The organism is Pseudomonas sp. On1 (assembly GCF_033783325.1).
In genome coordinates this window covers 225,658-249,278 of the sequence record NZ_JAWPOA010000003.1, presented here as the reverse complement: position 1 = coordinate 249,278, position 23,621 = coordinate 225,658, and the positions used below count along the sequence as shown (strand labels likewise).

Here is a 23,621-nt window from a genome sequence, read left to right as displayed (position 1 = left end):
CTATGGTGTTGAGCGCTCAGTCGTTCAGCTGCACCACCCGGTGGTGCTTTGTCTTCGCAGGCTGGCGGTCAACGATGATGAGCTGGATTGTTGCTATGCGCTCCTCGAAGTGATTTCCTGCCTGCGCCTGGGCAAATCCGCCTCTCATCGTCGGGCATCTTCGCACCCTTCATGAGAGTGGTCTGGGAGGGCAGAATTAGCGCAGATGGAAGGAGTGAATGTCCCACGGTGCTGGCGATCAAGGTCGAAGACCTTCCGCGCGTGGCTTTCTTCCCGAGACGGCATTTGACTGCTTACTTTGATTTTTGGATGCTGGCGATATCGAACGTTTCTCTGAGCTTCAGCAATGACTAATTTACGTGCCGCGACAGTCGACCTGAATGGAATCGCTTTCACCGCAGAGTTACATGCTGCACTAAGCGAGGCGCTAGGTTTCCCGTATTGGTACGGCTGCAATTGGGATGCATTTTGGGACGCAGTCACTGGACTGGTAGAGATGCCAGGTCAGCTGCGGTTACTGGGTTGGAGATCGTTGGTGGAATGCCTGCCGGTTGACGCTGCATTACTGAAAGAGTGCTTGGACGATCTCGCTACCGAGTATCCAGAGCTGGCTCCAATGGTGATTTTTGACTGATGTGATGCATGGCTTGGCTATCGCTTGGCTGTGGTAGAGTTCAACCTCTTTACAAGGAGGTACCAATGAGCAGCAGAGGAACAGATCGTCAGATCGACAATATCGAATTCAACGTCAGCGACATCAAGCGCAGCAAGGAGTTTTACGGCGCAGTATTCGGTTGGAGCTTCGTCGACTACGGCCCCACATACACTGAGTTCAGCGACGGTCGGCTCACTGGTGGTTTCACCACGGGCGAGCCTGTCAGGCCCGGTGGCCCGCTGGTCATCTTGTATTCGGACGACCTTGTTGATGCCCAAGGCAGAGTGTTGGCTGCGGGCGGAAAGATCAGCCGAGAGGTGTTTTCGTTTCCGGGTGGGAAGCGATTCCACTTCACTGATCCTGATGGGTATGAATTGGCCGTCTGGACCGCAGCGACCTGAGCGAATGAAGCCCGAGACTTGCTGGGAAAACTTCCTCCCGCTACCGGCTCAGACTCTCCTCGGAGCGTAATCGTCGCTCAAGCACACCATGAGAAGTCGATTGTGCACTCGGTTGGCAGGTGGCGGCGATCACAGCTTGAATGCAGTGCCGGCTTGTTGGAAATATATAATCGTTCATGCAGAATGACTAGCACTGTGCAGCATGCCAGTCATTCTGCAGTTGACAACCGCTGCTGGTGTTACATGTTATTCACTGCATATAGCGGATTAAGCGTTTGACCGTGGTCTTTCACAAGGTTGTCTTCAACAACGATTTTGCTGGTTTGGGAGATGTAGTAGGTTTTTACCTGGGATTTCATTTTTACCGCCATCAAGTACCCTCTTGCGTCGCTGCGGTCCCAGGTATCAGATTCCCCCTGAGCTATTGAGTAGTAGCTGTCATTGCCGTCGTTACGCCATGTACTCACTGCAATGTCAACTGAGGTGCTTGCGCCATTGGTGATCGTGAGCTTCATATTTTAAGTCCCTTTGGGTTGTAGATTCCATGAGTTGGCTCCCTATTTGGAATGTGCAGACTTGCCACTGCTACTTGTGATTAGTAGTTAGGTTAGCTCATGGGCCTAAAAGAGAACTCATGCTTTTTCCACTTTGGCTTGTTGTGCTACGCAGTTAAGACCATGAAACAATTAAAGCAAGTAGTGCGATGGCTTTTTCCAATTTCGAGATTTGACCAATTTACGCGCCCGGGCTGATGCTCAAGCGTGAACAAGGCTTTCACATTGGCTTGCCTTACAGGGGAGTGCAGGGGGACGAGCCAAGGGGCGGCACGTGGGGGATGACAAGAACTACCAAAGCCGAACTCAAACCACAGGCTTCCCTTGATGATGGCATGTTGCTACATTGCGCGCCGCCCATTTCCAAGGATTGATGCTCGATATGAAACACGTTGTTTTCCTGGCACTTATCGTTGCCAGCGCCACGCTGAGCGGCTGCGTTGTCCAAAGTTCGTACAGCAAGACCATTTCCGTCACCAAAGATGCTCAGGGAAAAGTCGTGCAGACCGTTGAAACCGAGACTGTGGTTCAGCCTGGCCAGGGCTACCCGATGCGTCTTCAGTTGATCAGAGGCATTCAGACAAACTGATCCCGCGTCTCAGGCAGAGAGCCCGCCATCTGGCGGGCTTTTTCGTCTTAACGACTTCCCAGGATGATCGGCGGGCAGCATTAGCCGCCTGGCTGTCACCTGCGCGTACGCATCCATTCATCCGCGACATCCCCCATGGTGGAGGGTGCTCCGCTCTTGATCCAGGCCATGAAGGTCCGATCAAACTTGAACGCTGCGCCGCATTCACCGAGCAGGAACTGCCGGACCTTCTGCGTATTGCGGTAGTTCTTGTCGAGCAGGGTCGTGCGGGTGATAGGGCCTGCGTGCCAGTCGAAGCTCATTTCCACTACCTTGGATGGCCAGGTTCGCTGGAGCCTAGCATCACTTGTTGTGGTCTGGCGCCTCTCCGGCATCCATGCGGCTTTCGCCGTGCCGGGCCCATCGTCACGGCTCAACGCCTTCAATTCGCTGGGCGGCAGGTGCACATGCAACTGCCGACGGCGCTGCTGGACGATTTTCTGGATGCGTCTCATCGGGGCACACCTCGATTGGCATCCTTGCGTAGAGCCGGAGTGAGTGATCAGTAAGCACCTGTTTACGCAATAGACCCGCCACGCCTGACCAATGGACATGGTCTTGAAGCGGGCAGGCTGGAATGGGAGTTGCTTGAGTCAAGCAAACCCACCAGGCGGGAGTGCAGACATGTTCCAGGATGACCTCTATTTCATGAGCTTCGTGGTGGCCGCCGTGCTGGCCTTGGATGTGGTGGCGGTTTTCGTATTCTTGCAGGCCAGTGCCTGATCCCACGCTTGGGGACACGTCCCCAGAATCGGGGCCGGGCACAGAGTGCTCGGGAATTCGTCTGGGCGGGAGATCGGGCATCTGTGAGGATTGCATTCGTTCGGGGGGCTATTTTTGTTTGCGTGCTCGTTCGCGTGCTCCGCTTGTCCGCCAGCAGCGCCGACTTGGCGGGCGCTTGTAGACTCACCAGTGCTGTACGTAAATCCTACTCATAAGGAGCATGAGTCATGACACAGCAACAGGTTTTCAAAGAAGAACTGACCGCCGATGTCCAGGTACCTCCAGGCTATACCTACCTGAGCAGCGGTCGTTGCGATGTTAAGGGCAAGGAAGGTGAGCGGGCCGGCGCTAACTTCGTCGAAGCGCAGATCCAGCAGTACAAATCCTTCATCCTCAGGACCACCGCCGGCGCGGGCACCTTCATGGTTCGCCTGGACTATTCCGGTGGCAGCGACAAGAACCTGCAGTACGTCAGCATCGATGACAGCTACTCCACCCAGGAGACCTTCAACATTCGCAGCGTTTCGATGAACAATCTGCGCGGTTTGTTCGCCGCCGGCAAGAGCTCGGCCAACCTGAGCTTCTATGTGTTCGGCAAACCTTGATCGCGATTGATTGACCTGTCCGGGCTCCGGTCGATTGAGGGCCGGAGTTCCGCGGTCATGCGCATGTGCTAGATTCCCATGCCTCACTGGCATCGCAAGGCGATGTCGGTCATGTCTGGTAGAAGGGAGCTGCGCCTTACCCATGTTCATCGAGACTCCTCGTCTTGTCCTGCGCCCTTGGGCAGAGCGGGACATCGAAGCCTTTGCCCTCGTCAACGCCGACCCCGAAGTCAGGCGCTACTACTACCCGGCAATACTGACGCCCGCTGAAACCTGCACGATGCTTGCCGAGTGCGATCGGCACCTGCAAACGCACGGTTTCGGCTTTGTCGCGGTCGAGCGCAAGGAGGATGGCGCGCTGATCGGCGGGCTTGGCTTGTCCTCGACCGGGGACGAGATACCGGGCGGCCCGCATGTCGAAATCGGCTGGATCCTCGGGCGTGAACACTGGCGCAAGGGCTACGCATTCGAGGCGGCCAGCGCGTGCCTGGCCCACGCGTGGTCGACCCTTGGGTTGCTTCAGGTCATCGGTTACACCTCGAGCATCAACACACCCTCCAGGGCATTGATGCAGAGGCTGGGCATGCGTTCGGATCCGCAGGAGGACTTCCTCGACGTGACGGTGCCTGAAGGCAATCCGTTGCGACCCCACGTGCTCTACCGGATCGACCGGCCCACCCAGGCGATATAGCGAACCGGCATACCGCACCCGTCACTCCGGGGCTAGGCTTGTAGATCGTAAGCAGACTATTAAAAAGGGTGGTGGCTGTGTGACTCTGTCCAGGGCATCCTGCTGGGGTGGTTGGAGTCTGTATGAATCGCTTGATGATGGCATTGGCCGCCAGCCTGCTGCTGGCCGGTTGCGCGCATGATCCCGATATCCGGGCCGGGCGCGACAACACCTTCGGCGTGACCGCGAAAGCCCCGCCGGATTACCTGAACTGCGTCAAAGCCGAGCTTCCCGCAAACGCGACGACCTTTATCGTGCAGAACCAGGACGCCCTCGAGCTGTTTGTCGCCAGCCTTGATCCGAACAAGGCCGACGGCCTGGTGAAGGTCCAGGGCTCCCCTGGGCGGCAACAATACTCCGCCTATCAACGCGATGCCTGGTATGACAAGGGGCGCCTGCTCGATGCCGCGCTGATGTGTTCGAGGGTATGATCGGCGCTTCGCGGGACGCTGCCGTTTGCCTCGTCCCGCGAAACGCTCTTGTCCTACTTCACTTCGGACGATTCTCATGTTGAACGGATTCAACCATCTCACCCTGGCCGTCTCCAACCTTGCCGACAGCATCGTGTTCTACCAGCAGGTACTGGGCTTCAGGCTCAGTGCTCGGTGGGAGCGGGGTGCCTATCTGAGCCTGGGCGAGCTGTGGCTGTGCCTGTCGGTCGATCAGGTAGAGGCGGGCGACCTGCAGCGCACGTACACGCACTACGCGTTTTCCATTTGCCAGGGCGACTTCGCGGCCTTCGCCCAGCGCTTGCGCGAGCACGACGTGCGCCTGTGGAAGCAGGACAGCAGCGAGGGAGACTCGCTGTACTTTCTCGACCCGGATGGCCACCAGCTCGAAGCCCATGTCGGTGATCTGCAATCGCGGCTGGCGGCCTGCCGGGCGAAGCCTTATGCAGGCATGGTGTTCTACGACTGACGCAACCGCGCCATGCACAGCGCGTCGACAAACACCCCATCGCGCACACCGTAGTCGCGCAACCGGCCTTCGACCTCGAAGCCGAACTTGCGATACAGCGCCAGTGCCGGTTCGTTGTCGGCGTAGACGGTGAGCTGGACCCGGCGCAGGTTCATCCAGTTGTCGGCAATGTCGAGGATGGCCGTCATCAGCCGTGAGCCGACGCCCTTGCCTTGCCAGGCCTGGGCAACGCCCATCAGCAGTTCGCCCAGGTGCGCCTGGCGGATGCGTGTGCTCTGGTCGAGGCCGATATTGCCGATCACCTGGCCTTGGTGCACCGCCACCAGGCGGATTTGTCGGTCATGGTAGGCGGCCAGGCGCTCGCGCCACACTTCGACGCCCTGGTAGGGCATCTGCAGCACCTGGCGGCACACCGCGGGTTCGTTGTAGAGCGCGGTGATACCGTGCAGGTGCTGCTCGGCAAAGCGTTCGATGACGATGTCGGGCGAGGCGTCGTTCACTGTGTTTCCGTCCTTTGAAAAACGAGTGGCGCCTCAGTGTACGGGGCGGCGCTGCGGACTGGCCAGTGGCGATGGCTGGGCAAGAAAGCGGATGCGTGGCCGCGCCGCGATGGGTACAGTGCAGCGAACGTCATCCTGCCGGAGCCTGCCATGTCCTGTGCCTTCACCCTCATGCAATCGCCTGTCGGCACCCTGACCCTGGTGGCGCGGGGCGAGCGGCTGGCCGCCGTGCTGTGGGAGCATGAGCGGGACAACCGGGTGCGCCTCGGCGAGCTGCACCGCGACGACCAGCACGGCGTGCTGCGCGAGACCGCCCGCCAGCTGGGCGAGTACTTCGCCGGGCAACGCCAGCGCTTCGAGCTGGACCTGGACTTTGCCGGGACCGCGTTCCAGCGTGAGGTGTGGGCGGCGCTGTTGAGCATTCCCTTCGGCGAGACCCGCAGCTACGGCCAGATCGCCCGGCAGATCGGCAAGCCCGATGCGGTTCGGGCGGTGGGCGCGGCCAACGGCCGCAACCCGATCTCGATCATCGCGCCCTGCCACCGGGTGATCGGGGCCTCGGGCAGTCTCACTGGTTTCGCCGGTGGCTTGCCGGCCAAGCAGTATCTGCTGGCGCTGGAGGGGCGCCAGAGCCTGGCGCTGGATTTCTAGGTTCTGTACGAAAAGTTTTGAGACGCAGGTCAGGCAAGGCGAAAACAGCCGAGAAACGGCCGGGTTCGCGCCCGACTGTACTGGAGTACATGAGCATTCCGAGGCTGTTTTCAACGCAGCATGAACAAGTATCAAGGCTTTTCGTACAGAGCCTAGGCGTCAGCTGAGCCAGGCACAGAATACCGTCAACACCAGCGCCAGCACGGTGCCGGCAAACAGGCTGTAGTGGCGGTGGGCACGGCGGGCGTGGGCTTCGACTTCGCGCAGGTACTGCCCCGCAGGCGGGGCGTCCGGGCGATGGCGCAGACCTTCGGCGATATCGGCCAGGCGCCCGCGAATCAGGGTGCCCACCAGGTACCAGACACTGGCATAACTGGCCAGGATCACCAGCGCATACTTCATGCGCACAGCTCCAGCGGCCATGCCTGGGCAGTGCCGGTCGCCGTGTCGAGCAGCAGCAGGCCTGGCGCTACGTCTCCGAGGCAGGCCAGCAGGTTGCCTTCGGCATCCCAGGCCGCGGACTGCCCGGCCCCCACGTAAATGTCCGCAGGGCCGACGCAGTTGCTCATGATCACCGGCATGCGCAGCCGCCGGGCAACCTGCGGGTAGTGCGCAGCCCCTGCGCGGATGCCTTCCTCGGTCTTGACCACGCTGACCAGATAAAGGTCGGCGCCCTGGGCCTGGGCGTGCGCGGCGTGCTCGAGGAACATCGATTCATAGCAGATGGCCGGCGCCACCTGGTGGCTGCCGGCGGCGAACACCAGCGAGGTGCTGCCGGGCACGAAGTAGTCCAGTTCGTCGTCATGCAGGCGCTGCTTCGCATACACCAGCGGCGCCAGCCTCGGGCGCAATACCAGCATGCCGATGCGCACGCCGGCCATGGTCGGCATCGGCAGGCCGACCGCCGCCGTTACGCCGAAGCGATCGCACGCGGCTTGCAGCGGTACCAGTTGCGGCGAGTCGGCGGGCATGGCCAGTTGCCGGGCCAGCGTTGGTTCGTAGCCGGTCAAGGACAGTTCGGGGAACACCAGCAGTTCGGCGCCCAGGGCCGCGGCCTGTTCGATGGCGTGCAAATGATGGGCGATATTGGCGGCCACATCGCCTTTGCTCAAAGCCAGCTGTACTGCGCAGCTCTTCATGGAGTATCCGTCCTTGGCATGTCGTCGGCAGTCGAGGATACAATCGACGGCCGTTCCCTCCCAGTACCGATGTGTCGATTTCATGGACGAAAACACAATGACCCACGCCGCCACCATACCCGCCGACTCGCTGATCGCAGCGCATGCTGCTAAGGCGGGTTTTCGCCATTGCCGGGCGATTGAAATTGCGGACGACGGGCGGCCCGCCATGGCGCACTTCCTGCGCCTGATGACAAGCATGCCCGGCTGGATCGACACGCTGATGGTGCTGCGCAACCGCCTGGTCGCGCTGCTCGGCCTCAAGGACCTGGGACGCTTGACCGCCATAGACCCGGCCCGCGCCCCGGGCAGCTACCAGCCCGGAGAGCGGGTGGGGATTTTCACCCTGGTGGCCAACACCGAGGATGAGGTGCTGCTGGTCGACCGCGACCAGCACCTGGACGTGCACATCGCCCTGCTGCGACGCCCGACGGCCGAGGGTCGTTGCGAGGTGCTGGTGAGCACCGTGGTGCGCACGCACAATCGGCTTGGCCGCCTGTACATGCTGCCGGTGGCACCGTTCCATCGGCTGATCGCGCCCATCGCCCTGCGCCGTCTGGCGTGGTGACGCTCAAGAGGGCGGCTGGGCGAAGCGCTGGCGGAACCAGTCGCCGAGCATGGCCTTCTCCGCATACAGCCGGTCGTTGTTGCCCAGGCGGCCTGGGCGGCTGAGGTACATCTTGTCGCTCAGGTGCTCCTGGGCCTTGAGCGCGGGCTGGCCGGGCTGCTGCAGGGTGTAGTCGAGGTCGATGCTGGGCCAGGTGACTTCGCGCATGAAGCGCACATCGTAGGCCTGGCTGTGCCAGGGCTCGAACTGGCCGGCCAGGTCGATGTCGCGGATGTCGATGACCAGTTGCTGGCCGGGCCGCAAGTAGCGCTGGCCGAGTTTCTGCAGGTGCAGGGTGAGGACTTTCAGCACCTGCGGGTCGGCGCTGCGAGGGTAGGCCCGATTGTCGAGGCTGGCATCGCGGAATTTCTCGGGGTGCTCGAAACGCACCTCGACCTGCGCGGTCGAGGCGCCCTGTGCCATGCTGTCTAGTGCCAGCACCATCAGCACGGCACTGGCCAGGGTGGTTCGCATGATGCACCTCCGGGTTCGGGCGGTTTACCCGCTTATTTTACGCCGGTGCCGGAAAGAAGCAGAGGAATGATGCAATGACTGCGTTCAGGCGGATCGCCGCCAACAGCCGTGGCCGTGACCTGGCCGTGGGCGATATCCATGGGCATTTCAAGCGTTTGCGTGAATGCCTGGAGGCGGTCGGTTTCGATCCGCTGGTCGACCGTTTGTTCAGCGTCGGCGACCTGGTCGACCGCGGGCCGGGCAGCGCACAGGCGCTGCAATGGCTGGCCGAGCCCTGGTTCCATGCGGTGCAGGGCAACCACGAGTCGCTGGCGGTCAATCACCTGCGCGGCGGCCGGGTCGACCTGGACATGTACCGGGCGGCCGGCGGCGGATGGTTCCTCGATTTGCCAAAGGCCGACCAGGTGCGGTTCGTCGAGGTGTTCGAACGCCTGCCGATCGCCTTGCAAGTCGACACGGCGGGCGGGCCGGTCGGCCTGCTGCATGCCGACAGCCCGTTCGACGACTGGGCGCAGCTGTGTGCGAGCCTGCAGGCCGGGGATGACCTGCAGGTGCGCGAGGTGTGCCAGTGGTCGCGCCGGCGCCTCAAGGAGGGCGACAGCCGCCCGGTCAAGGGCCTGCGCGCCTTGCTGGTAGGCCATACACCGGTGCTGGAGATCAAGGTGCTGGGCAACGTCTGGCACCTGGACACCGGCGGCTGGAGCCGTGGTCGCTTCAGCCTGCTGGACCTCGCCAGCCTGACGCAGCTCAACCCCACGCCAGGCGAGTGAGCACGCCAGCGGCGAGCAGGATCAGCATCATCCCGGACGCCCGTTCCAGCCAGGGCAGGGCATGGGCGAAGCGGCGCAGCACCTGGCGGTTACCGATAGCCAGCGCTACCAGCAGGTCCCACAGTAGGACGATGGTGAACATCCAACTGCCGTAGGCCATCTTCACCAGGGCCGTGCTGCTGGCGACCATGCTTGCGAGGCTTGCGTAGAACAACGCGTTCTTGGGGTTGAGAATGCCCGAGGCGAAACCCATGCCGAGGTTGCCCAGCCAGTTGCCGGCGGCTGTTGCCGCGTCATTGGCAGCCGGCACCAGGGCGTTGCGCCCGGCATGCCGCAGGAACAGTTGCCCGATGTACAGCAGGTAGGCGCAGCCGGCCAGTTGCAGGGCGATGAACAACGTGCTGCCCTCGCGCAGGAACGACACGCCGGCGAAGGCCGCGGCGATGAAGGCGCCGTTGGCCAGGGCAATGCCAAGGCAAGCGCCGCTGGCCACTCGCCAACCGGCATTGGCCGAAGTGCGGGCGACCAGGAAGAAGTCCGGGCCGGGGGAGAACAGGGCGAGGAAATGGGCGATGGCGACGATGAAGAACTGCTGCATGGGACGGTTTCCGGACTGGGAGAAGCGCAGTCTGGCGCCGGTTGTCGTCGTTGTATTGAAGAAAATTGCAGAACGCAGCTCGCGGACTAAACATCTGCCGAGGCTCGCCGATAGAGTGGCTCATCAACTTCACTGGAATGGATTCATGAGCACTACCGAAACTCCGGCCACCTATCAGAAACCCAGCAACCTCGCAGGCTTGGGACGCCGCTGGGGCGGGCAGATGATCGATGTGCTGGTCACCTATGCCATCTTCTTCGTGACCTTCAGTGTCGTCGAGTTCCTCCAGCTGTCCGAGCAGATCAGCGTCTGGATCAGCTTTGGCGTGCCGCTGGCCTACTACCTGTTTTCCGATGCCTTGCCCAATGGGCAGAGCGTGGGCAAGAAACTGCTGGGGATCTGCGTGGTCGATGAGCGCAGCTACCTGAACTGCAATATCGCCCAGTCCTTCGTGCGCAACATCACTACGCCCCTCAACATTCTCGACTGGATCTTCATCTTCTTCGGTTCACGCAAGCGTCTCGGTGACATGCTGGCGCACACCATCGTCATCAAGGCGTGAGGCATTTTCAGGTATGCGCCGCTTCGCCTCGGTGCGGCAATGCCGAGCGATACAGGCCCGGTGTCACCCCGGCATGGGCCTTGAACACCCGCTGGAAGTGCGCCTGATCCGCGAAGCCTAGCGTATAGGCGATATCCGCCAGGGCCTGGCCCTGGCGCAACAGCTGCCGTGCCTGGTTGACCCGTGCATTGAGCAGGTAGGCATGGGGCGTCATCCCGGTCGCGGCGGCGAAGGCGCGAATCAACTGGTAGCGCCCCATGCCCACCTGGCGAGCGAGCCGCTCCAGGTTCACCCCGGCCAGGTCATGTGCCTCGACCTGCGTGATCAGCTCGCGCAACAGCGACGGGCGTAGCGCCGGCGCCGGCATCAGTTGCGGATGCGCGGAAAAATCATGATCGCCGATGAACGCCACCAGGGCAGCCTCTTTCTCGATCAGCCTTGCCTCAGAGAACAACAGCGCGTTCAAGGCGCAGAACTGCCGGTACATCGCCTTCGAGCGCACGATACGGGCCGCTGCCCCCGGTTCACCTGCGCCAACCCCCGACTCCAGGCGCAGGCTGCGTAGCCAGGTGGCGTCCAGGTGCAGCATCTGATAGCTCCAGGCCTTTCCCGGCACGGGGTTGCAGGCGTGTACTCGCTGCGCAGGCACCAGCACCAGGGTTCCGGGCATCAGTCGCACCCGGCCTTCAGCGGCCCCGGTGAAGTGGCTGGCCCCGGCATCCACTGCACCGATGGAAAAGGTTGGATGGCTGTGGGCCTTGTAGCAGGCGCGGCTATGGCAGGCGCGCCGGCTCTCGACGTACGGCATGGCCGGGTCGTACCAGATTTCGCTGCTCGGGCGGGTCATGGCGAGGTGCCTTGAGACGGACAGAGGGCGCCAGTCTAGCGCCTGGTCGCTGTTACGGCCATTTGCCGCGCCACTGTGCTTGACGGGCCTGCCCGCCAGGCGCGACGCTGCACCGGTCCCTGCCGGAGAACAAGAATGGACCTGTCGAGCCTGCTGCTGTTCATCCCCGCCTGTTTCGCCCTGAACATGGCGCCGGGCCCCAACAACCTGCTGTCCCTGCACAATGCCAGCCGCTATGGCCTGCGCACCGCCTGCGTGGCCGGTGCCGGGCGCCTGCTCGCCTTCAGCGGCATGATCACCCTGGCCGCGATGGGCCTGGCCGTGGTGCTGCACACCAGCGAGTACCTGTTCCTGGCGATCAAGGTGCTGGGCGCGGGTTACCTGTTCTATATCGCCTGGCAGCTGTGGCGGGCACCGGTCGGCGAGGCGGCGCTGGCCGGCGAGCAACCTCGCGGCACCTGGAAACTGGCGCGCCAGGAGTTCTGGGTCGCGGCGGGCAATCCGAAGGCAATACTCATCTTCACCGCGTTCCTGCCGCAGTTCGTCACCGTGGGCAGCGCCACCCCGGTCAGTGAACAGTTCCTGCGCCTGGGCGTGCTGTTCCTGTTGCTGGAGTGGGCGGCCATCGCCATCTATGCCGGGCTTGGCGCGTACCTGCAGCGCTGGTTCGCACGGCCCGGGCCACGGCGCATGTTCAACCGGGTCAGCGCCTCGCTGCTGGGGTGCGCGGGGCTTGGCCTGCTGGCGGCCCGTCGCTGATCCGCTGTTTTCCATCGCAGCTGAGTATTGCCGCGCTTTGCGCTTGCTGAGACCTTTCCATGTTTCTGCCCGGAGCTTTTTCGCCGGGTGACAAGCGGTGGGTCTATCCTGGGAGCGTGGTGTGAAGTGGTGGAGCAAGGCAGGTCGGCAAGACCCGCGGATCAAGGAGCTGAACGTCGCCCTGGAGCATTCCCGTTCACAGTTGGCGGCATCTGAGCAGCGCGTCCGCGAGGCGGAATCAAGGGCTGAGGAACTGGCGCGAGAGAACCAGGTGCTCGGGCATCTGGCCGGCAACCTCTCGGCGTTCTCGCATTCCCTGGAAATGACCCAGACGTCGTTCGCCAGCCTCGCCCACAGCATGGAGCAGGAAAGACAGTACGCCATCCGCATCCAGGGCATAGCCAGCAGCAACCAGGCCAGCATCGATGCCATCGCGACCAACCTCGAGCAGCTGGCCGATGCCTCCGGCGAGGCGTCGGAGAAGGTCGGCAGGCTCGATCATCAGGCCCAGCAGGTTGGCGGTGTGCTGGAGATCATCCGCGAGGTGGCAGACCAGACCAACCTGTTGGCCCTGAACGCGGCCATCGAGGCGGCGCGGGCGGGCGATGCCGGGCGCGGCTTTGCCGTGGTGGCCGATGAGGTCAGGACCCTGGCCAGGCGCACAGCCGACGCCACCGCCGAGATCGGCACGCTGGTCTCGGCCATTCGGGCCGACAGTGCGCAAAGCCGAGGACATATCGCCAGCCTGGCCGAGCATTCGTCGTCATACAGCGGGGTCGGCCAGTCCGCGGCCAGTAACATGCGCCAGTTGCTCGACATGTCGACGGTGGCCGAAGGATCGGCATCTGTGTCGGCGCTGCGCAGCTTCTGCGAGCTGGCCAAGCTCGATCACCTGATCTACAAGTTCCGCGTCTACAAGGTGTTGTTCGGCGTCTCGCAAGAGCGCGGCTCGGACTTTACCGACCATACCCACTGTCGCCTGGGCAAGTGGTATCGCGAGGGGGACGGGGCGCTGCACTATGCGCATCTTGCCGGGTACAAGGATATCGACGCGCCCCATGCCGCCGTGCACCGCTGCGCATTCGACGCCATCGATGCCCATGCCAGCGGCGATACCGCAGCAATGCTCAAGGCGGTGGCCGAGATGGAAAGTGCCAGCCTTGCCGTGCAGGAGGGTTTGGAGCGCGTGGTCGCCAGTGGCGAGCAATCGCCTGCGTTGTTGCAGAGACGGCGCGAGAGCGAGGCTCAGTCGCGATAGAACGTTTGCACCAGGTGATAGCCGAACTTGCTCTTGATCGGTCCGTGTACCACCCGCAGGGGCTTCTTGAAGATCACCTGGTCGATGGCGCCGACCATCTGCCCCGGACGTATTTCACCCAGGTCGCCGCCGCGCTTGCCGGACGGGCAGGTGGAAAATTTCTTCGCCAGCACGTCGAAAGCCTCGCCGTTGGCGATGCGCTGCTTGAGCTTTTCGGCTTCGTCAGCGGTCTTGACCAGGATGTGGCGGGCTTGGGCTTTCATCGGGTTACCTGTGCTTCGGGGCAAAAGGGCGACATTATGCCTGATGTCGCCCTCAGCGTAACGCCGGGCGGTCGCGGAACTGCTCCAGCGCCTCGGGGTTGGCCAGCGCGTCGGTGTTCTTCACCGGCCGGCCATGCACCACGTCGCGGATCGCCAGCTCCACCAGCTTGCCGCTGAGGGTGCGCGGGATGTCGCTGACCTGGACGATCACCGCCGGCACATGGCGCGGCGTGGTGAACTGGCGAATAACCTGGCGGATACGCAGGCTGAGCGCCTCGTCGAGCTGCAGACCGTCGCGCAGGCGCACGAACAGCACCACGCGCACATCGTTATTCCAGTCCTGGCCGATGGCCACGCTCTCCAGTACCTCCTCGACCTTTTCCACCTGGCGGTAGATTTCGGCGGTACCGATACGCACGCCGCCGGGATTGAGCACGGCGTCGGAGCGGCCATGGATGATCAGCCCGCTGCCAGGCACCTGCTCGGCGTAGTCGCCCTGGCACCAGACACCTTCGAACTGGCTGAAGTAGGCGTCACGGTAGCGCTGGCCGTCAGCATCGCCCCAGAAGCCGAGTGGCATCGAGGGGAAGGGATGGATGCAGACCAGCTCGCCTTTCGCGGCGCTGACCGGCTGGCGTTGTTCATCCCAGACTTCCACCGCCATGCCCAGGCCCTTGCCGGAGATCTCGCCACGGCGCACCGGCAGCAGCGGGTTGCCGGCCACGAAGCAGGCGACGATATCGGTGCCACCGGACATCGAGGCCAGGCACACGTCGGCCTTTACCTTGGCGTAGACATAGTCGTAGCTGTGGGGCGACAACGGCGAGCCGGTGCAGAGGATCAGGCGCAGGCTGCCCAGGCCATGGGATTTCGCCGGCTCCACAGCGGCCTGCTCCAGGGCGGCGAGGTACTTGGGGCTGGTGCCGAAGGCGCGGATGCCTTCGGCATCGATCAGGTCGAGCAAACGCTCGGGCCCGGGGTGAAGCGGCGAGCCGTCATACAGCACCAGGGTGGCGCCGACCGCCAGTCCGCTGGCCAGCCAGTTCCACATCATCCAGCCACAGGTGGTGTAGTAGAACAGCACATCGTCGGCCTTGAGGTCGTTGTGCAGGCCGTGTTCCTTGAGGTGCTGCAACAGCACGCCGCCAGCGCGGTGGACGATGCACTTGGGCACGCCGGTGGTGCCGCTGGAATACAGGATATACAGCGGATGATCGAAGGGCTGCGCGGTGAAGGTCGGCGTCCCGCCGGGCGTAAAGTAATCGGCCCACAGGGTCGTCGGCTTGCCGGTGAACTCATCGGCGCGGGTCTGCGGCCGGGTATGCGGCACCACCAGCAACTGCTCGATGCTCGGTAGCTGCGCCACGACCTGGTTGATCTTCTCCACCTGGTCGATGACCTTGCCGGCATATTGATAACCGGCGCAAACCACCAGCAGCCGAGGGGCGATCTGGCCGAAGCGGTCGATGATGCCGTGGCTGCCGAAGTCCGGCGAGCAGCTGGACCAGACCGCGCCGAGGCTGGTGGCGGCGAGCATGGCCACCAGGGTTTCCCAGGTGTTGGGCATGACCGCGGCGATACGATCGCCCGGCGCGATCCCGGCCTGGCGAAAAGCCTGCTGCAAGCCGGCGACCTGCGCGGCCAGTTGATTGTGGGTGAGGCTGTGGCGGCCGCCGTCCTCGCGCACGGCCACCACGGCCGGGCGGTCATCGCGGCGCTGCAGCAGGTGTTCGGCGAAATTCAGGGTGGCGCCGCGGAACCAGCGCGCGTCGGCCATGTGTTCGCCTTCCTCGAGGATGCTCGATGGCGGCGTGTGCCACTGCACATGGAAGTACTCGGCGAGGGTCTGCCAGAACTGCGGGCGCTGCTCGATGCTCCAGCGGTGCAGGGCGGCGTAGTCGTCGAGCTGAAGGTTGAAACGCCGGTTGACGCGACGACGGAAGGCGTCCATCCGGCTGGCTTCGATCTGGGTGGTGGTGGGGCGCCAGAGTACGTCGTTCATGCGGAAGTCTCGGTCAGGGCTGAGAGTCTTGTCGCGGTGCGAGCCCGCTCCGCTACAGGAACGGGCTTGTCTTGTTCCACTCTAGCCTTTACTGGGCGAGCCAACCGCCATCGACGTTCCAGGCGGCGCCACGGACCTGGCTGCCGGCCTCGCTGCACAGGAACAGCACCAGTTCGCCGAGGTGGCGAGGGGTGACGAAGGCGAGGGAGGGCTGTTTCTCGGCCAGCAGGTCGTGTTGCGCCTGCTGTGCATCGCCACCGCCGGCGGCGCGGTCGTCAATCTGCTTCTGCACCAGCGGCGTCAGTACCCACCCCGGGCAGATGGCGTTGCAGGTGACGTTGCTGGTGGCGGTCTCCAGGCCGATCACCTTGGTCAGGCCGACCACGCCATGCTTGGCGGCCACGTAGGCGGCCTTGCCGGTGGAACCGACCAGGCCGTGCACCGAGGCGATATTGACGATCCGCCCCCAGCCACGCGCGCGCATGCCCGGCAACACCAGGCGGCTGCCATGGAACACCGCCGAGAGGTTCAGGGCGATGATCTTGTCCCAGGCCTCCACCGGAAACTGCTCGACCGGTGCCACATGCTGGATGCCGGCATTGTTGACGAGGATGTCGACCGCGCCGAACTCGCGCTCGGCCAGGGCGAACATTTGCTCGATTTGTGCGACGTCGGACAGATCGGCCGGATGATGGGCGACCTTGACCCCGAACCGCCTGATCTCGGCGATGGCCGCGGCCGGGTCGCCGAAACCGTTGAGCAGGATATCGGCGCCGGCCTCGGCCAGCACTTGGGCTATTCCCAAGCCGATGCCGCTGGTGGAACCGGTGACCAGTGCGGTCTTGCCTTTGAGCGTCATGCTTTTCTCCTTCATACGATGCCGGTGGCGTAGAACGTGGCGATGACCACGAACACGGCCAGGGTCTTGATCAGGGTAATACCGAAAATGTCCTTGTAGGCTTCGCGGTGGGTCAACCCGGTGACCGCCAGCAAGGTGATCACCGCGCCGTTGTGCGGTAGGGTGTCCATGCCGCCGCTGGCCATGGCGGCGACCCGGTGCAGCACCTCCAGCGGGATGTTGGCGGCGTTGGCGGCGGCGATGAAACTGTCGCTCATGGCTGCCAGGGCGATGCTCATGCCGCCGGAGGCGGAGCCGGTGATGCCGGCAAGCAGGGTGACGGTGATGGCTTCGTTGACCAGCGGGTTGGGGATGCCGCGCAGGGCGTCGGCCAGTACCAGGAAACCAGGCAGCGAGGCGATCACGGCGCCGAAGCCGTATTCCGAGGCCGTGTTCATCGCTGCCAGCAAGGCGCCGCTCACCGCGCTCTTGGTGCCTTCGGCCAGGCGCTGGCGAATGGTGCCGAAGGCGCACACCAGCACCATCAGGATGCCCACCAGCAACGCCGCCTGCACCGCCCAGATCGCCGTGAGCTTGGCCACGTCGCTCTGCACCGGCGCGGCCATGCCCGGCAGTTGCAGGGTGTGGCTGGTGCCGTACCAATGCGGGATCCAGTGGGTGAACAGCAGGTTCATCACGCCTACCAGAAGCAGCGGCGCCAGGGCCAGCCAGGGATTGGGCAGGGCGATGTCGTCGGCGGTCTCCGGTTCGTTGCGCAGGTTGCTGCCATAACCTTCGCCCTTGCGCTGGGCCTTGTTGCGCTGGCGTTGCAGGTAGAGCATGCCGGCGCTGAACACGAACAACGTGCCGATCAGGCCCAGCCAGGGCGCGGCCCAGGCGGTGGTGTTGAAGAATGTGCTGGGGATGATGTTCTGGATCTGCGGAGTGCCGGGCAGGGCGTCCATGGTGAAGGAGAACGCGCCCAGGGCGATGGTCGCCGGGATCAGCCGCTTGGGGATGTCGCTCTGGCGGAACATCTCGGCGGCGAATGGGTATACCGCGAACACCACAACGAACAGCGACACGCCGCCGTAGGTGAGCAGGGCGCAGACCAGCACGATCACCAGCATGGCCTGGCGGGTGCCGAGCAGGCGGATCGCGGCGGCGACGATCGAGCGCGAGAAGCCCGACAGCTCGATCAGCTTTCCGAACACCGCGCCTAGCAGGAACACCGGGAAGTAGAGCTTGATGAAGCCGACCATTTTCTCCATGAACACCCCGGTGAAGGCCGGGGCCACGGCGGCGGGGTCGGTGAGCAGCACCGCGCCGAGGGCGGCGATGGGGGCGAAGAGGATCACGCTGTAGCCGCGGTATGCAGCGAGCATCAGCAGGGCCAGGGCGGCCAGGGCGATGAGCACGGTCATCCTAAGGGGATCTCCAACTGTTGTTTTTATGGTTGGAATGCAGATAGCGGAAATCGTGCCAAGTTACTAAGTCATTGAATTTATTGTGTTTTATTATTTCTCTGAAGCTCAGTGTCTCTGATTTGAGAAAGTGGGCGCGCGCCGCGGCCCATTGCCGGCAAGCCGGCTCTCACAGTTGATCGCGGTACGCCCCTGTGGGAGCCGGCTTGCCGGCGAAAGAGGGCGCAGCCCTGGACGGATCTCGGTAATGAGATGCGAGTCTTGTTATTGAGACTCGATTTCCAGAATCGCCATCTTCTTGTACAGCGTGGACCGTCCCAAGCCCAATGCCTGCGCCGCCTCCGGCACGTTTCCGGCGCTGCGCGCCAAGGCATCGATAATCAATCCTCGCTCGAACTGGGCGCATGCCTGGCGGTAATCCAGCGCGGGTGCGGCCAATGCCACCGGGCTCAACGGCCCCAGTGCGTTCGCCAGGTCATGCACGCCCAGTCGCGGCTGGTCCGCCAGCAGGGTCGCCCGCTCCAGCACGTTGCGCAGCTCACGGATATTCCCTGGCCAGGCATGGCGCCGCAACAACGCCTGGGCCTCGGCCTCCAGCTCGTACTGGCTGCCCAGTTCGGCGAGGATCGCCTCGCACAGCGCCGGCAGGTCCTCCAGGCGTTCGCGCAGCGGCGGCACCTGCACCGGCAGCACGTTCAGCCGGTAGTACAGGTCGGCGCGGAACGCACCCCGGGCCATGGCCGCCTGCAGGTCGATGGAGGTAGCGGCGATGATCCGCACGTCGCTGCGCAGCATCTGGTTGCTGCCCACCGGCTCGTATTCCTTTTCCTGCAGCACGCGCAACAGCTTGCTTTGCAGGGTCAGCGGCATGTCGCCGATCTCGTCGAGGAAAAGCGTGCCACCCTCGGCCAGTTGCAGCTTGCCGCTGCGCCCCTTGCGGTCGGCGCCGGTGAAGGCGCCTGGGGCGGTGCCGAAGAACTCGGCTTCGAGCAACGCTTCGGGGATCGCCGCGCTGTTGATGCTGACAAAGGCCTTGTGCGCGCGGGCCGAGGCGGCATGAATGGCGTGGGCCAGCAGTTCCTTGCCGGTGCCGGTCTCGCCCAGCAACAGTACCGGCGAGTCGCTGCCGGCCCCACGCCGGGCGCGGCGCTTGGCCTCGAGGCAGGCGGGGCTGCTGCCGACGAACTGGGCGAAGCTGTAGCGGGCCTGGCGCGCGCGCAGCTGCGAGCGGGTCGAGGCCAGCTCCTGCTGCATGCTGGCGTAGCGCTTGAGCAGCGGCGACAGGCTGCGCAGCTCGTCGAACAGGGCGAAGCCGATGGCGCCGATCAGCGCGCCCTGGTCGTCGTGGATCGGCAGGCGCATCACCACCAGCGGTTCGTTCGGCGTGTCGAGCATGTCCAGCAGGATCGGCTTGCCGTTGCTCACCACCTCGCGCATCAGGCTACCGGGGATCACCGTCTCGCACGGTTTGCCGATGGCGCTGGCGGCGTCCTCCAGGCCGAAGCGGCGGGCATAGCGCTCGTTCATCCAGACGATGCGCGCCTGGCGGTCGACGATCACCGTGCCTTCGCTGGACTGCTCGATGATCTCGAACAGCGAGCGTATGGCCAGTTGGCGAACCTGGGGGTAGTCCTTGAGGTTGTCGTGCATGTATTGGCCTTGGGTTGGACGTGAAGGCCTCATCGCCGGCAAGCCGGCTCCAGAGATAGCGCGAACCCTGTGGGAGCCGGCTTGCCGGCGATGAGGCCGGTACAAGCGATCACCTGCGCGGGTCGAACGCCTCGCGCAGCGCATCGCCGATGAATACCAGCAACGACAGGATCAGCGCCAGGGCAAAGAATGCGGTGAAGCCTAGCCACGGCGCCTCGAGGTGCTGCTTGCCCTGGGTCACCAGCTCGCCCAGCGAGGCGCTGCCGGCGGGCATGCCGAAGCCGAGGAAGTCCAGCGCAGTCAGGGTGGTGATCGCCCCGGTGAGCATGAATGGCACATAGGTCAGGGTCGCGTTGAGGGCGTTGGGCAGGATATGCCGCAGCATCACCTGGGTATCGGAAAGCCCCAGTGCGCGAGCGGCCTTGACGTATTCCAGGTTGCGCCCACGCAGGAACTCGGCGCGTACCACATCCACCAGGGTCAGCCAGGAGAACAGCGCCATGATCCCCAGCAACCACCAGAAATCCGGCTCGACGAACCCCGACAGGATGATCAGCAGGTACAGCACCGGCAACCCCGACCACACCTCCAGCAGGCGCTGGCCGAGTAGGTCGACCCAGCCGCCGTGGTAGCCCTGCAGGGCGCCGGCCGTGACGCCGATCAGCACGCTGAGCAGGGTCAGGGCGAAAGCGAACAGCAGCGAGACCCGCGTGCCGTACAGCACCCGCGCCAGCACGTCGCGGCCCTGGTCGTCGGTACCCAGCCAGTTGCTCGTGCTGGGCGGGCTGGGGGTGGGCACCTGCAGGTCGTAGTTGGGCGTGTCGGCGCTGAACGGGATCGGCGCGAAGAGCATCCAGCCGCCCTGGCCCTCGATCAGCTGACGCACGTATTGGCTGCGGTAGTCGGGCTGGAACGGCAGTTGCCCGCCGAACTGCTGCTCGGTGTAGCGCTTGAGCGCCGGGGTGTACAGCTCGCCCTGGTAGCCGAGCAGCAAGGGCTTGTCATTGGCCACCAGCTCCGCCCCCAGGCTCAGCAGCAACAGCCCGGCGAACAGCCACAGCGAGATCCAGCCGCGGCGGTTGTCGCGAAAGCGGCGCAGCCGGCGCCGGGCGATGGGCGAGAACATCAGTGGCCCCTCGCGTCGAAGTCGATGCGCGGGTCGAGCACCGTGTAGCACAGGTCGCCCAGCAGGCGGATCAACAGCCCGGCCAGGGTGAAGATGAACAGGGTGCCAAACACCACCGGGTAGTCCCGCGACACCGCTGCCTCGTAGCTCATACGCCCGAGGCCATCGAGGGAGAAGATCACCTCGATCAGCAGGGAGCCCGCGAAGAACACCGTGATCAGCGCCTGGGGTAGCCCAGCCACCACCAGCAACATGGCGTTGCGCAGCACATGGCCGTATAACACGCGCCGTTCGCTCAGGCCCTTGGCCCGGGCGGTGACCACGTACTGGCGCGCGATCTCGTCGAGGAAGGCGTTCTTGGTCAGCAGGGTCAGGGTAGCGAAGCCGCCGATCACCAGGGCGCCGACCGGCAGCACCAGGTGCCAGAAGTAGTCGGCGACCTTGCCCAGCAGGCTGAGCTGGTCGAAATCGTCGGAGACCAGGCCGCGCACCGGGAACCAGTTGAGTGAGGTACCGCCAGCGAACAGCACGATCAGCAGCAGGGCGAACAGGAACGATGGCAAGGCGTAGCCGATCACGATCAGCGCGCTGCTCCAGGCATCGAAGCGGCTGCCATGGCGTACCGCCTTGCGGATGCCCAGCGGGATCGACACCAGGTAGGTGATCAGCGTGGCCCAGAAGCCCAGCGACAGGGTCACCGGCAGTTTCTGCACGATCAGGTCGGTGACTTTGGCGCCGCGGAAGAAACTCTGCCCGAAGTCCAATCGGGCGTACTGTCCGAGCATCAGCCACAGGCGTTCGGGCGCGGACTTGTCGAAGCCGTACTGGCGCTTGATCTCCTCGATCAGCTTGGGGTCCAGGCCACGGGTGGCGCGGGACCCGCCTTGCACCGCCTCGACCCGTGCACCAGGCGCGCCGCCGCCGATACCCTGCAGGCGCGCCACGGCCTGTTCCACCGGCCCGCCGGGCGCGGCCTGGACGATGGCGAAGTTCACCAGCAGGATCGCCAGCAGGGTGGGAATGATCAGCAGCAGGCGGCGCAGGATGTAGGTGGTCATGGCCCTTTCCCCAGGCGCTCGGCCATCTGTTGGGTGGTCAGTGCCCGTGGGCTGACTTCCCACCAGGTGTCCAGGCCTTCGTCATAGGCCGCCTGCACCTTGGGCAGGCCGAAGCGGTTCCACCACACCGTCGAGCTGCCAGGCGGGTAGTAGTTGGGGATCCAGTAGTAGCTCCATTGCAGCACCCGGTCCAGGGCGCGGGCGTGACGCAGCATGTCAGCCTGGCTGTTGGCGCGCACCAGACCGTCGAGCAGGCGGTCCACCGCCGGGTCCTTGAGCACCATCAGATTGTTCGAGCCGGGGTCGTTGGCCGCTGCGGAACCGAAGTAGTTGTACTGCTCGCTGCCCGGCGACAGGGTCACCGGGTAGCCGGTGACGATCATGTCATAGTCGCGGGCCATCACGCGGTTGACGTACTGGGCGGCGTCGACGTTGCGGATGTTCAGCTCGACGCCGATCTGCGCCAGGTTGCGCTTCCACGGCAGCAGCAGGCGCTCCAGGCCCGACTGGCCATTGAGGAAGGTGAAGCTCAGCGGCTGGCCCTGGGCGTTGACCAGTCGATCGCCCTGGGGATGCCAGCCGGCTTCCTGCAGCAAGGCCAGCGCCTGCAACTGCTGCTGGCGGATGATGCCGGAGCCGTCGGTGACTGGCGCATTGAACACCTGGCTGAACACTTCGTCCGGCACCTGGCCGCGCAGCGGCTCGAGCAGCTTGAGTTCCTCTGCGTCGGGCAGGGCGCGGGCGGCCAGCGGCGTGTTGGCGTACAGGCTCTGTTGGCGGATGTACATGTTGCGCATCATCTGCCGGTTGCTCCACTCGAAATCCCAGAGCATGGCCAGGGCCTGGCGCACGCGGCGGTCCTTGAACTGCGGCTGGTCCAGGTTGAACACGAAGCCCTGGGCGATCTGCGGCTTGGCCGGGCCCAGGTGGGCACGGCGCAGGCGCCCGTCATCCAGGGCCGCGCCGTTGTAGCCGAGGGTGTAGGCGGTGGCGGAGTACTCGCGGTTGTAGTCGTAGCCACCGCCCTTGAGTACCTGGCGGGCCACTTCGGTGTCGCCGAAGAATTCGACGCTAATGCGGGCGAAGTTGTACAGCCCGCGTGCGACCGGCAGGTCCCGCGCCCACCAGTTCGCATCGCGCTCGAAGGTGATGCTGCGGCCGTTGTCGATCCTGCCGATGCGATAGGGGCCGCTGCCAACGGGTTTGTCGAAGCCGCCGCCGTTGGCGAAGTCGCGCTGGCGCCAGTCATGCTCGGGCAGCACCGGCAGGCCGGCCAGCTCCAGCGGCAGGGTGCGGCCATGGGGCTGCTTGAAGTCGAAGCGCACCTGGCGCGGGCCTTCGACGGTGACCCCGGCGACGTCGGCAAACTGGGTGCGGAACTTGAGGCTGCCCTGGCTCATCAGCAGGTCGTAGCTGAAGCGCACATCCTCGGCGCGCACCGGATTGCCGTCGGCGAAAGTGGCGCGCGGGTCGAGGTAGAAGCGCAACCAGGCGTCGTCGGGGCCGCGCTCCAGGCGCTGGGCGATCAGGCCGTAGACGGTGTAGGGCTCGTCGAGCGAGCGTATGGCCAGCGGCGCATATAACCAGCCGTCGACCTGGCTGACGCCGATGCCCTTGTCGATATAGGGCAGGATATGGTCGAACTGGCCGATCTCGATGGCCGAGCGGCGCAGGCTGCCGCCCTTGGGGGCGCCAGGGTTGACGTAGTCGAAGTGGTGGAAGTTCGCGGGATAGCGGGGGGCTTCACCGTAGACGGTGAGGGCGTGGGTGGGGGCGGCCTGTAGTGAAAACGGCAGGATCAGGCACACGCAACTTGCAACCACACAGCGCATGATCATGTCG

The 23,621-nt window shown here is 64.2% G+C and carries 30 protein-coding genes and 1 pseudogene; 14 read left to right on the top strand and 17 right to left on the bottom strand.

Annotated features, from left to right (window positions below; all coding sequences use genetic code 11):
* Window positions 1-16: 16 nt before the first annotated feature.
* A complete protein-coding gene (locus R5C80_RS04525; protein WP_023629942.1) occupies window positions 17-148 on the bottom strand; it encodes a hypothetical protein in 132 nt (43 codons plus the stop codon).
* 198 nt (window positions 149-346) lie between these two features.
* On the opposite strand from R5C80_RS04525, the gene R5C80_RS04520 reads away from it, so the two are divergent.
* Together R5C80_RS04520 and R5C80_RS04515 are read left to right on the top strand one after the other, a co-directional pair.
* The gene (locus R5C80_RS04520) at window positions 347-634 is read left to right on the top strand and encodes a barstar family protein (protein WP_081941259.1); all 288 of its coding nucleotides are present in this window, start codon (window positions 347-349) and stop codon (window positions 632-634) included.
* 65 nt (window positions 635-699) lie between these two features.
* Window positions 700-1,056: a VOC family protein gene (locus tag R5C80_RS04515; RefSeq protein WP_023629944.1), complete on the top strand. Its 357-nt coding sequence runs from the start codon at window positions 700-702 to the stop codon at window positions 1,054-1,056.
* A 239-nt stretch (window positions 1,057-1,295) separates the two neighbouring features.
* On the opposite strand, the gene R5C80_RS04510 is transcribed toward R5C80_RS04515, so the two are convergent.
* On the bottom strand, window positions 1,296-1,571 hold the full coding sequence (locus tag R5C80_RS04510) for a hypothetical protein (RefSeq protein ID WP_023629945.1): 276 nt from the start codon (window positions 1,569-1,571) through the stop codon (window positions 1,296-1,298).
* Window positions 1,572-1,992: 421 nt separating this feature from the next.
* On the opposite strand from R5C80_RS04510, the gene R5C80_RS04505 reads away from it, so the two are divergent.
* Window positions 1,993-2,199, top strand: coding sequence for a hypothetical protein (locus R5C80_RS04505; protein ID WP_413470261.1), 207 nt, complete (start codon window positions 1,993-1,995; stop codon window positions 2,197-2,199).
* A gap of 95 nt (window positions 2,200-2,294) precedes the next feature.
* Here the strand turns inward: R5C80_RS04505 and R5C80_RS04500 are convergent, their stop codons facing one another.
* Window positions 2,295-2,501, bottom strand: coding sequence for a DUF6434 domain-containing protein (locus R5C80_RS04500; protein ID WP_023629947.1), 207 nt, complete (start codon window positions 2,499-2,501; stop codon window positions 2,295-2,297).
* 687 nt (window positions 2,502-3,188) lie between these two features.
* On the opposite strand from R5C80_RS04500, the gene R5C80_RS04495 reads away from it, so the two are divergent.
* From R5C80_RS04495 to fos, 4 genes are all read left to right on the top strand, one after another.
* Window positions 3,189-3,566, top strand: a complete 378-nt coding sequence (locus tag R5C80_RS04495; protein ID WP_319049861.1) for a hypothetical protein — start codon at window positions 3,189-3,191, stop codon at window positions 3,564-3,566.
* A gap of 142 nt (window positions 3,567-3,708) precedes the next feature.
* Window positions 3,709-4,257 (top strand): GNAT family N-acetyltransferase, encoded by a 549-nt coding sequence (locus R5C80_RS04490; RefSeq protein WP_023629950.1) that lies wholly within the window; start codon window positions 3,709-3,711, stop codon window positions 4,255-4,257.
* A gap of 122 nt (window positions 4,258-4,379) precedes the next feature.
* Window positions 4,380-4,727 carry a hypothetical protein gene (locus R5C80_RS04485; RefSeq protein WP_023629951.1) on the top strand — a complete coding sequence of 116 codons (348 nt, stop codon included), beginning with the start codon at window positions 4,380-4,382 and terminating at the stop codon, window positions 4,725-4,727.
* A gap of 76 nt (window positions 4,728-4,803) precedes the next feature.
* Complete coding sequence (gene fos / locus R5C80_RS04480; RefSeq protein ID WP_111532809.1) at window positions 4,804-5,214, top strand: fosfomycin resistance glutathione transferase; 411 nt, start codon at window positions 4,804-4,806, stop codon at window positions 5,212-5,214.
* Here fos and R5C80_RS04475 read toward each other — a convergent pair.
* A complete protein-coding gene (locus tag R5C80_RS04475) occupies window positions 5,205-5,714 on the bottom strand; it encodes a GNAT family N-acetyltransferase (RefSeq protein ID WP_038706187.1) in 510 nt (169 codons plus the stop codon). The genes fos and R5C80_RS04475 overlap by 10 nt on opposite strands.
* Before the next feature lie 150 nt (window positions 5,715-5,864).
* Between R5C80_RS04475 and R5C80_RS04470 the strand changes: the two genes are divergently transcribed.
* Window positions 5,865-6,365 (top strand): methylated-DNA--[protein]-cysteine S-methyltransferase, encoded by a 501-nt coding sequence (locus R5C80_RS04470; RefSeq protein ID WP_038707546.1) that lies wholly within the window; start codon window positions 5,865-5,867, stop codon window positions 6,363-6,365.
* 159 nt (window positions 6,366-6,524) lie between these two features.
* On the opposite strand, the gene R5C80_RS04465 is transcribed toward R5C80_RS04470, so the two are convergent.
* Both R5C80_RS04465 and R5C80_RS04460 read right to left on the bottom strand, forming a co-directional pair.
* Window positions 6,525-6,767, bottom strand: a complete 243-nt coding sequence (locus tag R5C80_RS04465; RefSeq protein WP_038706186.1) for a hypothetical protein — start codon at window positions 6,765-6,767, stop codon at window positions 6,525-6,527.
* The gene (locus R5C80_RS04460; RefSeq protein ID WP_267302805.1) at window positions 6,764-7,504 is read right to left on the bottom strand and encodes a carbon-nitrogen hydrolase family protein; all 741 of its coding nucleotides are present in this window, start codon (window positions 7,502-7,504) and stop codon (window positions 6,764-6,766) included. The genes R5C80_RS04465 and R5C80_RS04460 overlap by 4 nt, the downstream gene beginning before the upstream one ends.
* A gap of 82 nt (window positions 7,505-7,586) precedes the next feature.
* On the opposite strand from R5C80_RS04460, the gene R5C80_RS04455 reads away from it, so the two are divergent.
* Window positions 7,587-8,111 carry a DUF2867 domain-containing protein gene (locus tag R5C80_RS04455; protein ID WP_232888138.1) on the top strand — a complete coding sequence of 175 codons (525 nt, stop codon included), beginning with the start codon at window positions 7,587-7,589 and terminating at the stop codon, window positions 8,109-8,111.
* A gap of 3 nt (window positions 8,112-8,114) precedes the next feature.
* Here R5C80_RS04455 and R5C80_RS04450 read toward each other — a convergent pair whose 3' ends face one another.
* On the bottom strand, window positions 8,115-8,624 hold the full coding sequence (locus R5C80_RS04450) for a DUF3016 domain-containing protein (protein WP_094009987.1): 510 nt from the start codon (window positions 8,622-8,624) through the stop codon (window positions 8,115-8,117).
* Window positions 8,625-8,698: 74 nt separating this feature from the next.
* On the opposite strand from R5C80_RS04450, the gene R5C80_RS04445 reads away from it, so the two are divergent.
* Window positions 8,699-9,394, top strand: coding sequence for a metallophosphoesterase (locus R5C80_RS04445; RefSeq protein ID WP_319049860.1), 696 nt, complete (start codon window positions 8,699-8,701; stop codon window positions 9,392-9,394).
* Here the strand turns inward: R5C80_RS04445 and R5C80_RS04440 are convergent.
* Window positions 9,372-9,992, bottom strand: coding sequence for a LysE family translocator (locus R5C80_RS04440; protein WP_319049859.1), 621 nt, complete (start codon window positions 9,990-9,992; stop codon window positions 9,372-9,374). The two genes, R5C80_RS04445 and R5C80_RS04440, sit on opposite strands and share 23 nt — an antisense overlap.
* 145 nt (window positions 9,993-10,137) lie before the next feature.
* On the opposite strand from R5C80_RS04440, the gene R5C80_RS04435 reads away from it, so the two are divergent.
* Window positions 10,138-10,554, top strand: coding sequence for an RDD family protein (locus tag R5C80_RS04435; RefSeq protein ID WP_023631665.1), 417 nt, complete (start codon window positions 10,138-10,140; stop codon window positions 10,552-10,554).
* A gap of 7 nt (window positions 10,555-10,561) precedes the next feature.
* Here R5C80_RS04435 and R5C80_RS04430 read toward each other — a convergent pair whose 3' ends face one another.
* A complete protein-coding gene (locus R5C80_RS04430) occupies window positions 10,562-11,401 on the bottom strand; it encodes an AraC family transcriptional regulator (RefSeq protein WP_038706181.1) in 840 nt (279 codons plus the stop codon).
* Window positions 11,402-11,536: 135 nt separating this feature from the next.
* Between R5C80_RS04430 and R5C80_RS04425 the strand changes: the two genes are divergently transcribed.
* The 3 genes and pseudogenes from R5C80_RS04425 to R5C80_RS04945 all read left to right on the top strand — a co-directional run bounded on the left by R5C80_RS04425 (window position 11,537) and on the right by R5C80_RS04945 (window position 13,418).
* A complete protein-coding gene (locus tag R5C80_RS04425) occupies window positions 11,537-12,160 on the top strand; it encodes a LysE family translocator (protein ID WP_110604625.1) in 624 nt (207 codons plus the stop codon).
* Between the two features lie 523 nt (window positions 12,161-12,683).
* Window positions 12,684-12,923, top strand: a pseudogene (locus R5C80_RS04950) (methyl-accepting chemotaxis protein); the annotation flags it as partial.
* A gap of 36 nt (window positions 12,924-12,959) precedes the next feature.
* Entirely contained in the window at window positions 12,960-13,418 is a 459-nt protein-coding gene (locus R5C80_RS04945) for a CZB domain-containing protein (RefSeq protein ID WP_390899040.1), read from the top strand.
* Here R5C80_RS04945 and R5C80_RS04415 read toward each other — a convergent pair.
* The 8 genes from R5C80_RS04415 to R5C80_RS04380 form a co-directional block, all read right to left on the bottom strand.
* Window positions 13,406-13,681, bottom strand: a complete 276-nt coding sequence (locus R5C80_RS04415; protein WP_013972552.1) for a peptidylprolyl isomerase — start codon at window positions 13,679-13,681, stop codon at window positions 13,406-13,408. The genes R5C80_RS04945 and R5C80_RS04415 overlap by 13 nt on opposite strands.
* 52 nt (window positions 13,682-13,733) lie before the next feature.
* A complete protein-coding gene (locus R5C80_RS04410; RefSeq protein WP_319049858.1) occupies window positions 13,734-15,683 on the bottom strand; it encodes an acetoacetate--CoA ligase in 1,950 nt (649 codons plus the stop codon).
* 88 nt (window positions 15,684-15,771) lie between these two features.
* Entirely contained in the window at window positions 15,772-16,542 is a 771-nt protein-coding gene (hbdH, locus tag R5C80_RS04405) for a 3-hydroxybutyrate dehydrogenase (RefSeq protein ID WP_094009981.1), read from the bottom strand.
* An 11-nt stretch (window positions 16,543-16,553) separates the two neighbouring features.
* Window positions 16,554-17,945, bottom strand: a complete 1,392-nt coding sequence (locus R5C80_RS04400) for a GntP family permease (protein ID WP_038706178.1) — start codon at window positions 17,943-17,945, stop codon at window positions 16,554-16,556.
* Between the two features lie 264 nt (window positions 17,946-18,209).
* Window positions 18,210-19,595 carry a sigma-54 interaction domain-containing protein gene (locus R5C80_RS04395; protein ID WP_104443805.1) on the bottom strand — a complete coding sequence of 462 codons (1,386 nt, stop codon included), beginning with the start codon at window positions 19,593-19,595 and terminating at the stop codon, window positions 18,210-18,212.
* Window positions 19,596-19,704: 109 nt separating this feature from the next.
* Window positions 19,705-20,721, bottom strand: a complete 1,017-nt coding sequence (locus R5C80_RS04390; protein ID WP_094009978.1) for an ABC transporter permease — start codon at window positions 20,719-20,721, stop codon at window positions 19,705-19,707.
* Window positions 20,721-21,779: a microcin C ABC transporter permease YejB gene (locus tag R5C80_RS04385; protein WP_094009977.1), complete on the bottom strand. Its 1,059-nt coding sequence runs from the start codon at window positions 21,777-21,779 to the stop codon at window positions 20,721-20,723. Before R5C80_RS04385 ends, R5C80_RS04390 begins: the two co-directional genes overlap by 1 nt.
* The gene (locus R5C80_RS04380; RefSeq protein WP_267302818.1) at window positions 21,776-23,617 is read right to left on the bottom strand and encodes an extracellular solute-binding protein; all 1,842 of its coding nucleotides are present in this window, start codon (window positions 23,615-23,617) and stop codon (window positions 21,776-21,778) included. Before R5C80_RS04380 ends, R5C80_RS04385 begins: the two co-directional genes overlap by 4 nt.
* Window positions 23,618-23,621: the final 4 nt, after the last annotated feature.

Bases quoted from the DNA above. Each gene is read 5' to 3' on its own strand.
- R5C80_RS04525 (WP_023629942.1), bottom strand. From the start codon at position 148: ATGAGAGGCGGATTTGCCCAGGCGCAGGCAGGAAATCACTTCGAGGAG.
- R5C80_RS04520 (WP_081941259.1), top strand. From the start codon at position 347: ATGACTAATTTACGTGCCGCGACAGTCGACCTGAATGGAATCGCTTTC.
- R5C80_RS04515 (WP_023629944.1), top strand. From the start codon at position 700: ATGAGCAGCAGAGGAACAGATCGTCAGATCGACAATATCGAATTCAAC.
- R5C80_RS04510 (WP_023629945.1), bottom strand. From the start codon at position 1,571: ATGAAGCTCACGATCACCAATGGCGCAAGCACCTCAGTTGACATTGCA.
- R5C80_RS04505 (WP_413470261.1), top strand. From the start codon at position 1,993: ATGAAACACGTTGTTTTCCTGGCACTTATCGTTGCCAGCGCCACGCTG.
- R5C80_RS04500 (WP_023629947.1), bottom strand. From the start codon at position 2,501: ATGAGCTTCGACTGGCACGCAGGCCCTATCACCCGCACGACCCTGCTC.
- R5C80_RS04495 (WP_319049861.1), top strand. From the start codon at position 3,189: ATGACACAGCAACAGGTTTTCAAAGAAGAACTGACCGCCGATGTCCAG.
- R5C80_RS04490 (WP_023629950.1), top strand. From the start codon at position 3,709: ATGTTCATCGAGACTCCTCGTCTTGTCCTGCGCCCTTGGGCAGAGCGG.
- R5C80_RS04485 (WP_023629951.1), top strand. From the start codon at position 4,380: ATGAATCGCTTGATGATGGCATTGGCCGCCAGCCTGCTGCTGGCCGGT.
- fos (WP_111532809.1), top strand. From the start codon at position 4,804: ATGTTGAACGGATTCAACCATCTCACCCTGGCCGTCTCCAACCTTGCC.
- R5C80_RS04470 (WP_038707546.1), top strand. From the start codon at position 5,865: ATGTCCTGTGCCTTCACCCTCATGCAATCGCCTGTCGGCACCCTGACC.
- R5C80_RS04465 (WP_038706186.1), bottom strand. From the start codon at position 6,767: ATGAAGTATGCGCTGGTGATCCTGGCCAGTTATGCCAGTGTCTGGTAC.
- R5C80_RS04460 (WP_267302805.1), bottom strand. From the start codon at position 7,504: ATGAAGAGCTGCGCAGTACAGCTGGCTTTGAGCAAAGGCGATGTGGCC.
- R5C80_RS04455 (WP_232888138.1), top strand. From the start codon at position 7,587: ATGGACGAAAACACAATGACCCACGCCGCCACCATACCCGCCGACTCG.
- R5C80_RS04450 (WP_094009987.1), bottom strand. From the start codon at position 8,624: ATGCGAACCACCCTGGCCAGTGCCGTGCTGATGGTGCTGGCACTAGAC.
- R5C80_RS04445 (WP_319049860.1), top strand. From the start codon at position 8,699: ATGACTGCGTTCAGGCGGATCGCCGCCAACAGCCGTGGCCGTGACCTG.
- R5C80_RS04440 (WP_319049859.1), bottom strand. From the start codon at position 9,992: ATGCAGCAGTTCTTCATCGTCGCCATCGCCCATTTCCTCGCCCTGTTC.
- R5C80_RS04435 (WP_023631665.1), top strand. From the start codon at position 10,138: ATGAGCACTACCGAAACTCCGGCCACCTATCAGAAACCCAGCAACCTC.
- R5C80_RS04430 (WP_038706181.1), bottom strand. From the start codon at position 11,401: ATGACCCGCCCGAGCAGCGAAATCTGGTACGACCCGGCCATGCCGTAC.
- R5C80_RS04425 (WP_110604625.1), top strand. From the start codon at position 11,537: ATGGACCTGTCGAGCCTGCTGCTGTTCATCCCCGCCTGTTTCGCCCTG.
- R5C80_RS04945 (WP_390899040.1), top strand. From the start codon at position 12,960: ATGCGCCAGTTGCTCGACATGTCGACGGTGGCCGAAGGATCGGCATCT.
- R5C80_RS04415 (WP_013972552.1), bottom strand. From the start codon at position 13,681: ATGAAAGCCCAAGCCCGCCACATCCTGGTCAAGACCGCTGACGAAGCC.
- R5C80_RS04410 (WP_319049858.1), bottom strand. From the start codon at position 15,683: ATGAACGACGTACTCTGGCGCCCCACCACCACCCAGATCGAAGCCAGC.
- hbdH (WP_094009981.1), bottom strand. From the start codon at position 16,542: ATGACGCTCAAAGGCAAGACCGCACTGGTCACCGGTTCCACCAGCGGC.
- R5C80_RS04400 (WP_038706178.1), bottom strand. From the start codon at position 17,945: ATGACCGTGCTCATCGCCCTGGCCGCCCTGGCCCTGCTGATGCTCGCT.
- R5C80_RS04395 (WP_104443805.1), bottom strand. From the start codon at position 19,595: ATGCACGACAACCTCAAGGACTACCCCCAGGTTCGCCAACTGGCCATA.
- R5C80_RS04390 (WP_094009978.1), bottom strand. From the start codon at position 20,721: ATGTTCTCGCCCATCGCCCGGCGCCGGCTGCGCCGCTTTCGCGACAAC.
- R5C80_RS04385 (WP_094009977.1), bottom strand. From the start codon at position 21,779: ATGACCACCTACATCCTGCGCCGCCTGCTGCTGATCATTCCCACCCTG.
- R5C80_RS04380 (WP_267302818.1), bottom strand. From the start codon at position 23,617: ATGATCATGCGCTGTGTGGTTGCAAGTTGCGTGTGCCTGATCCTGCCG.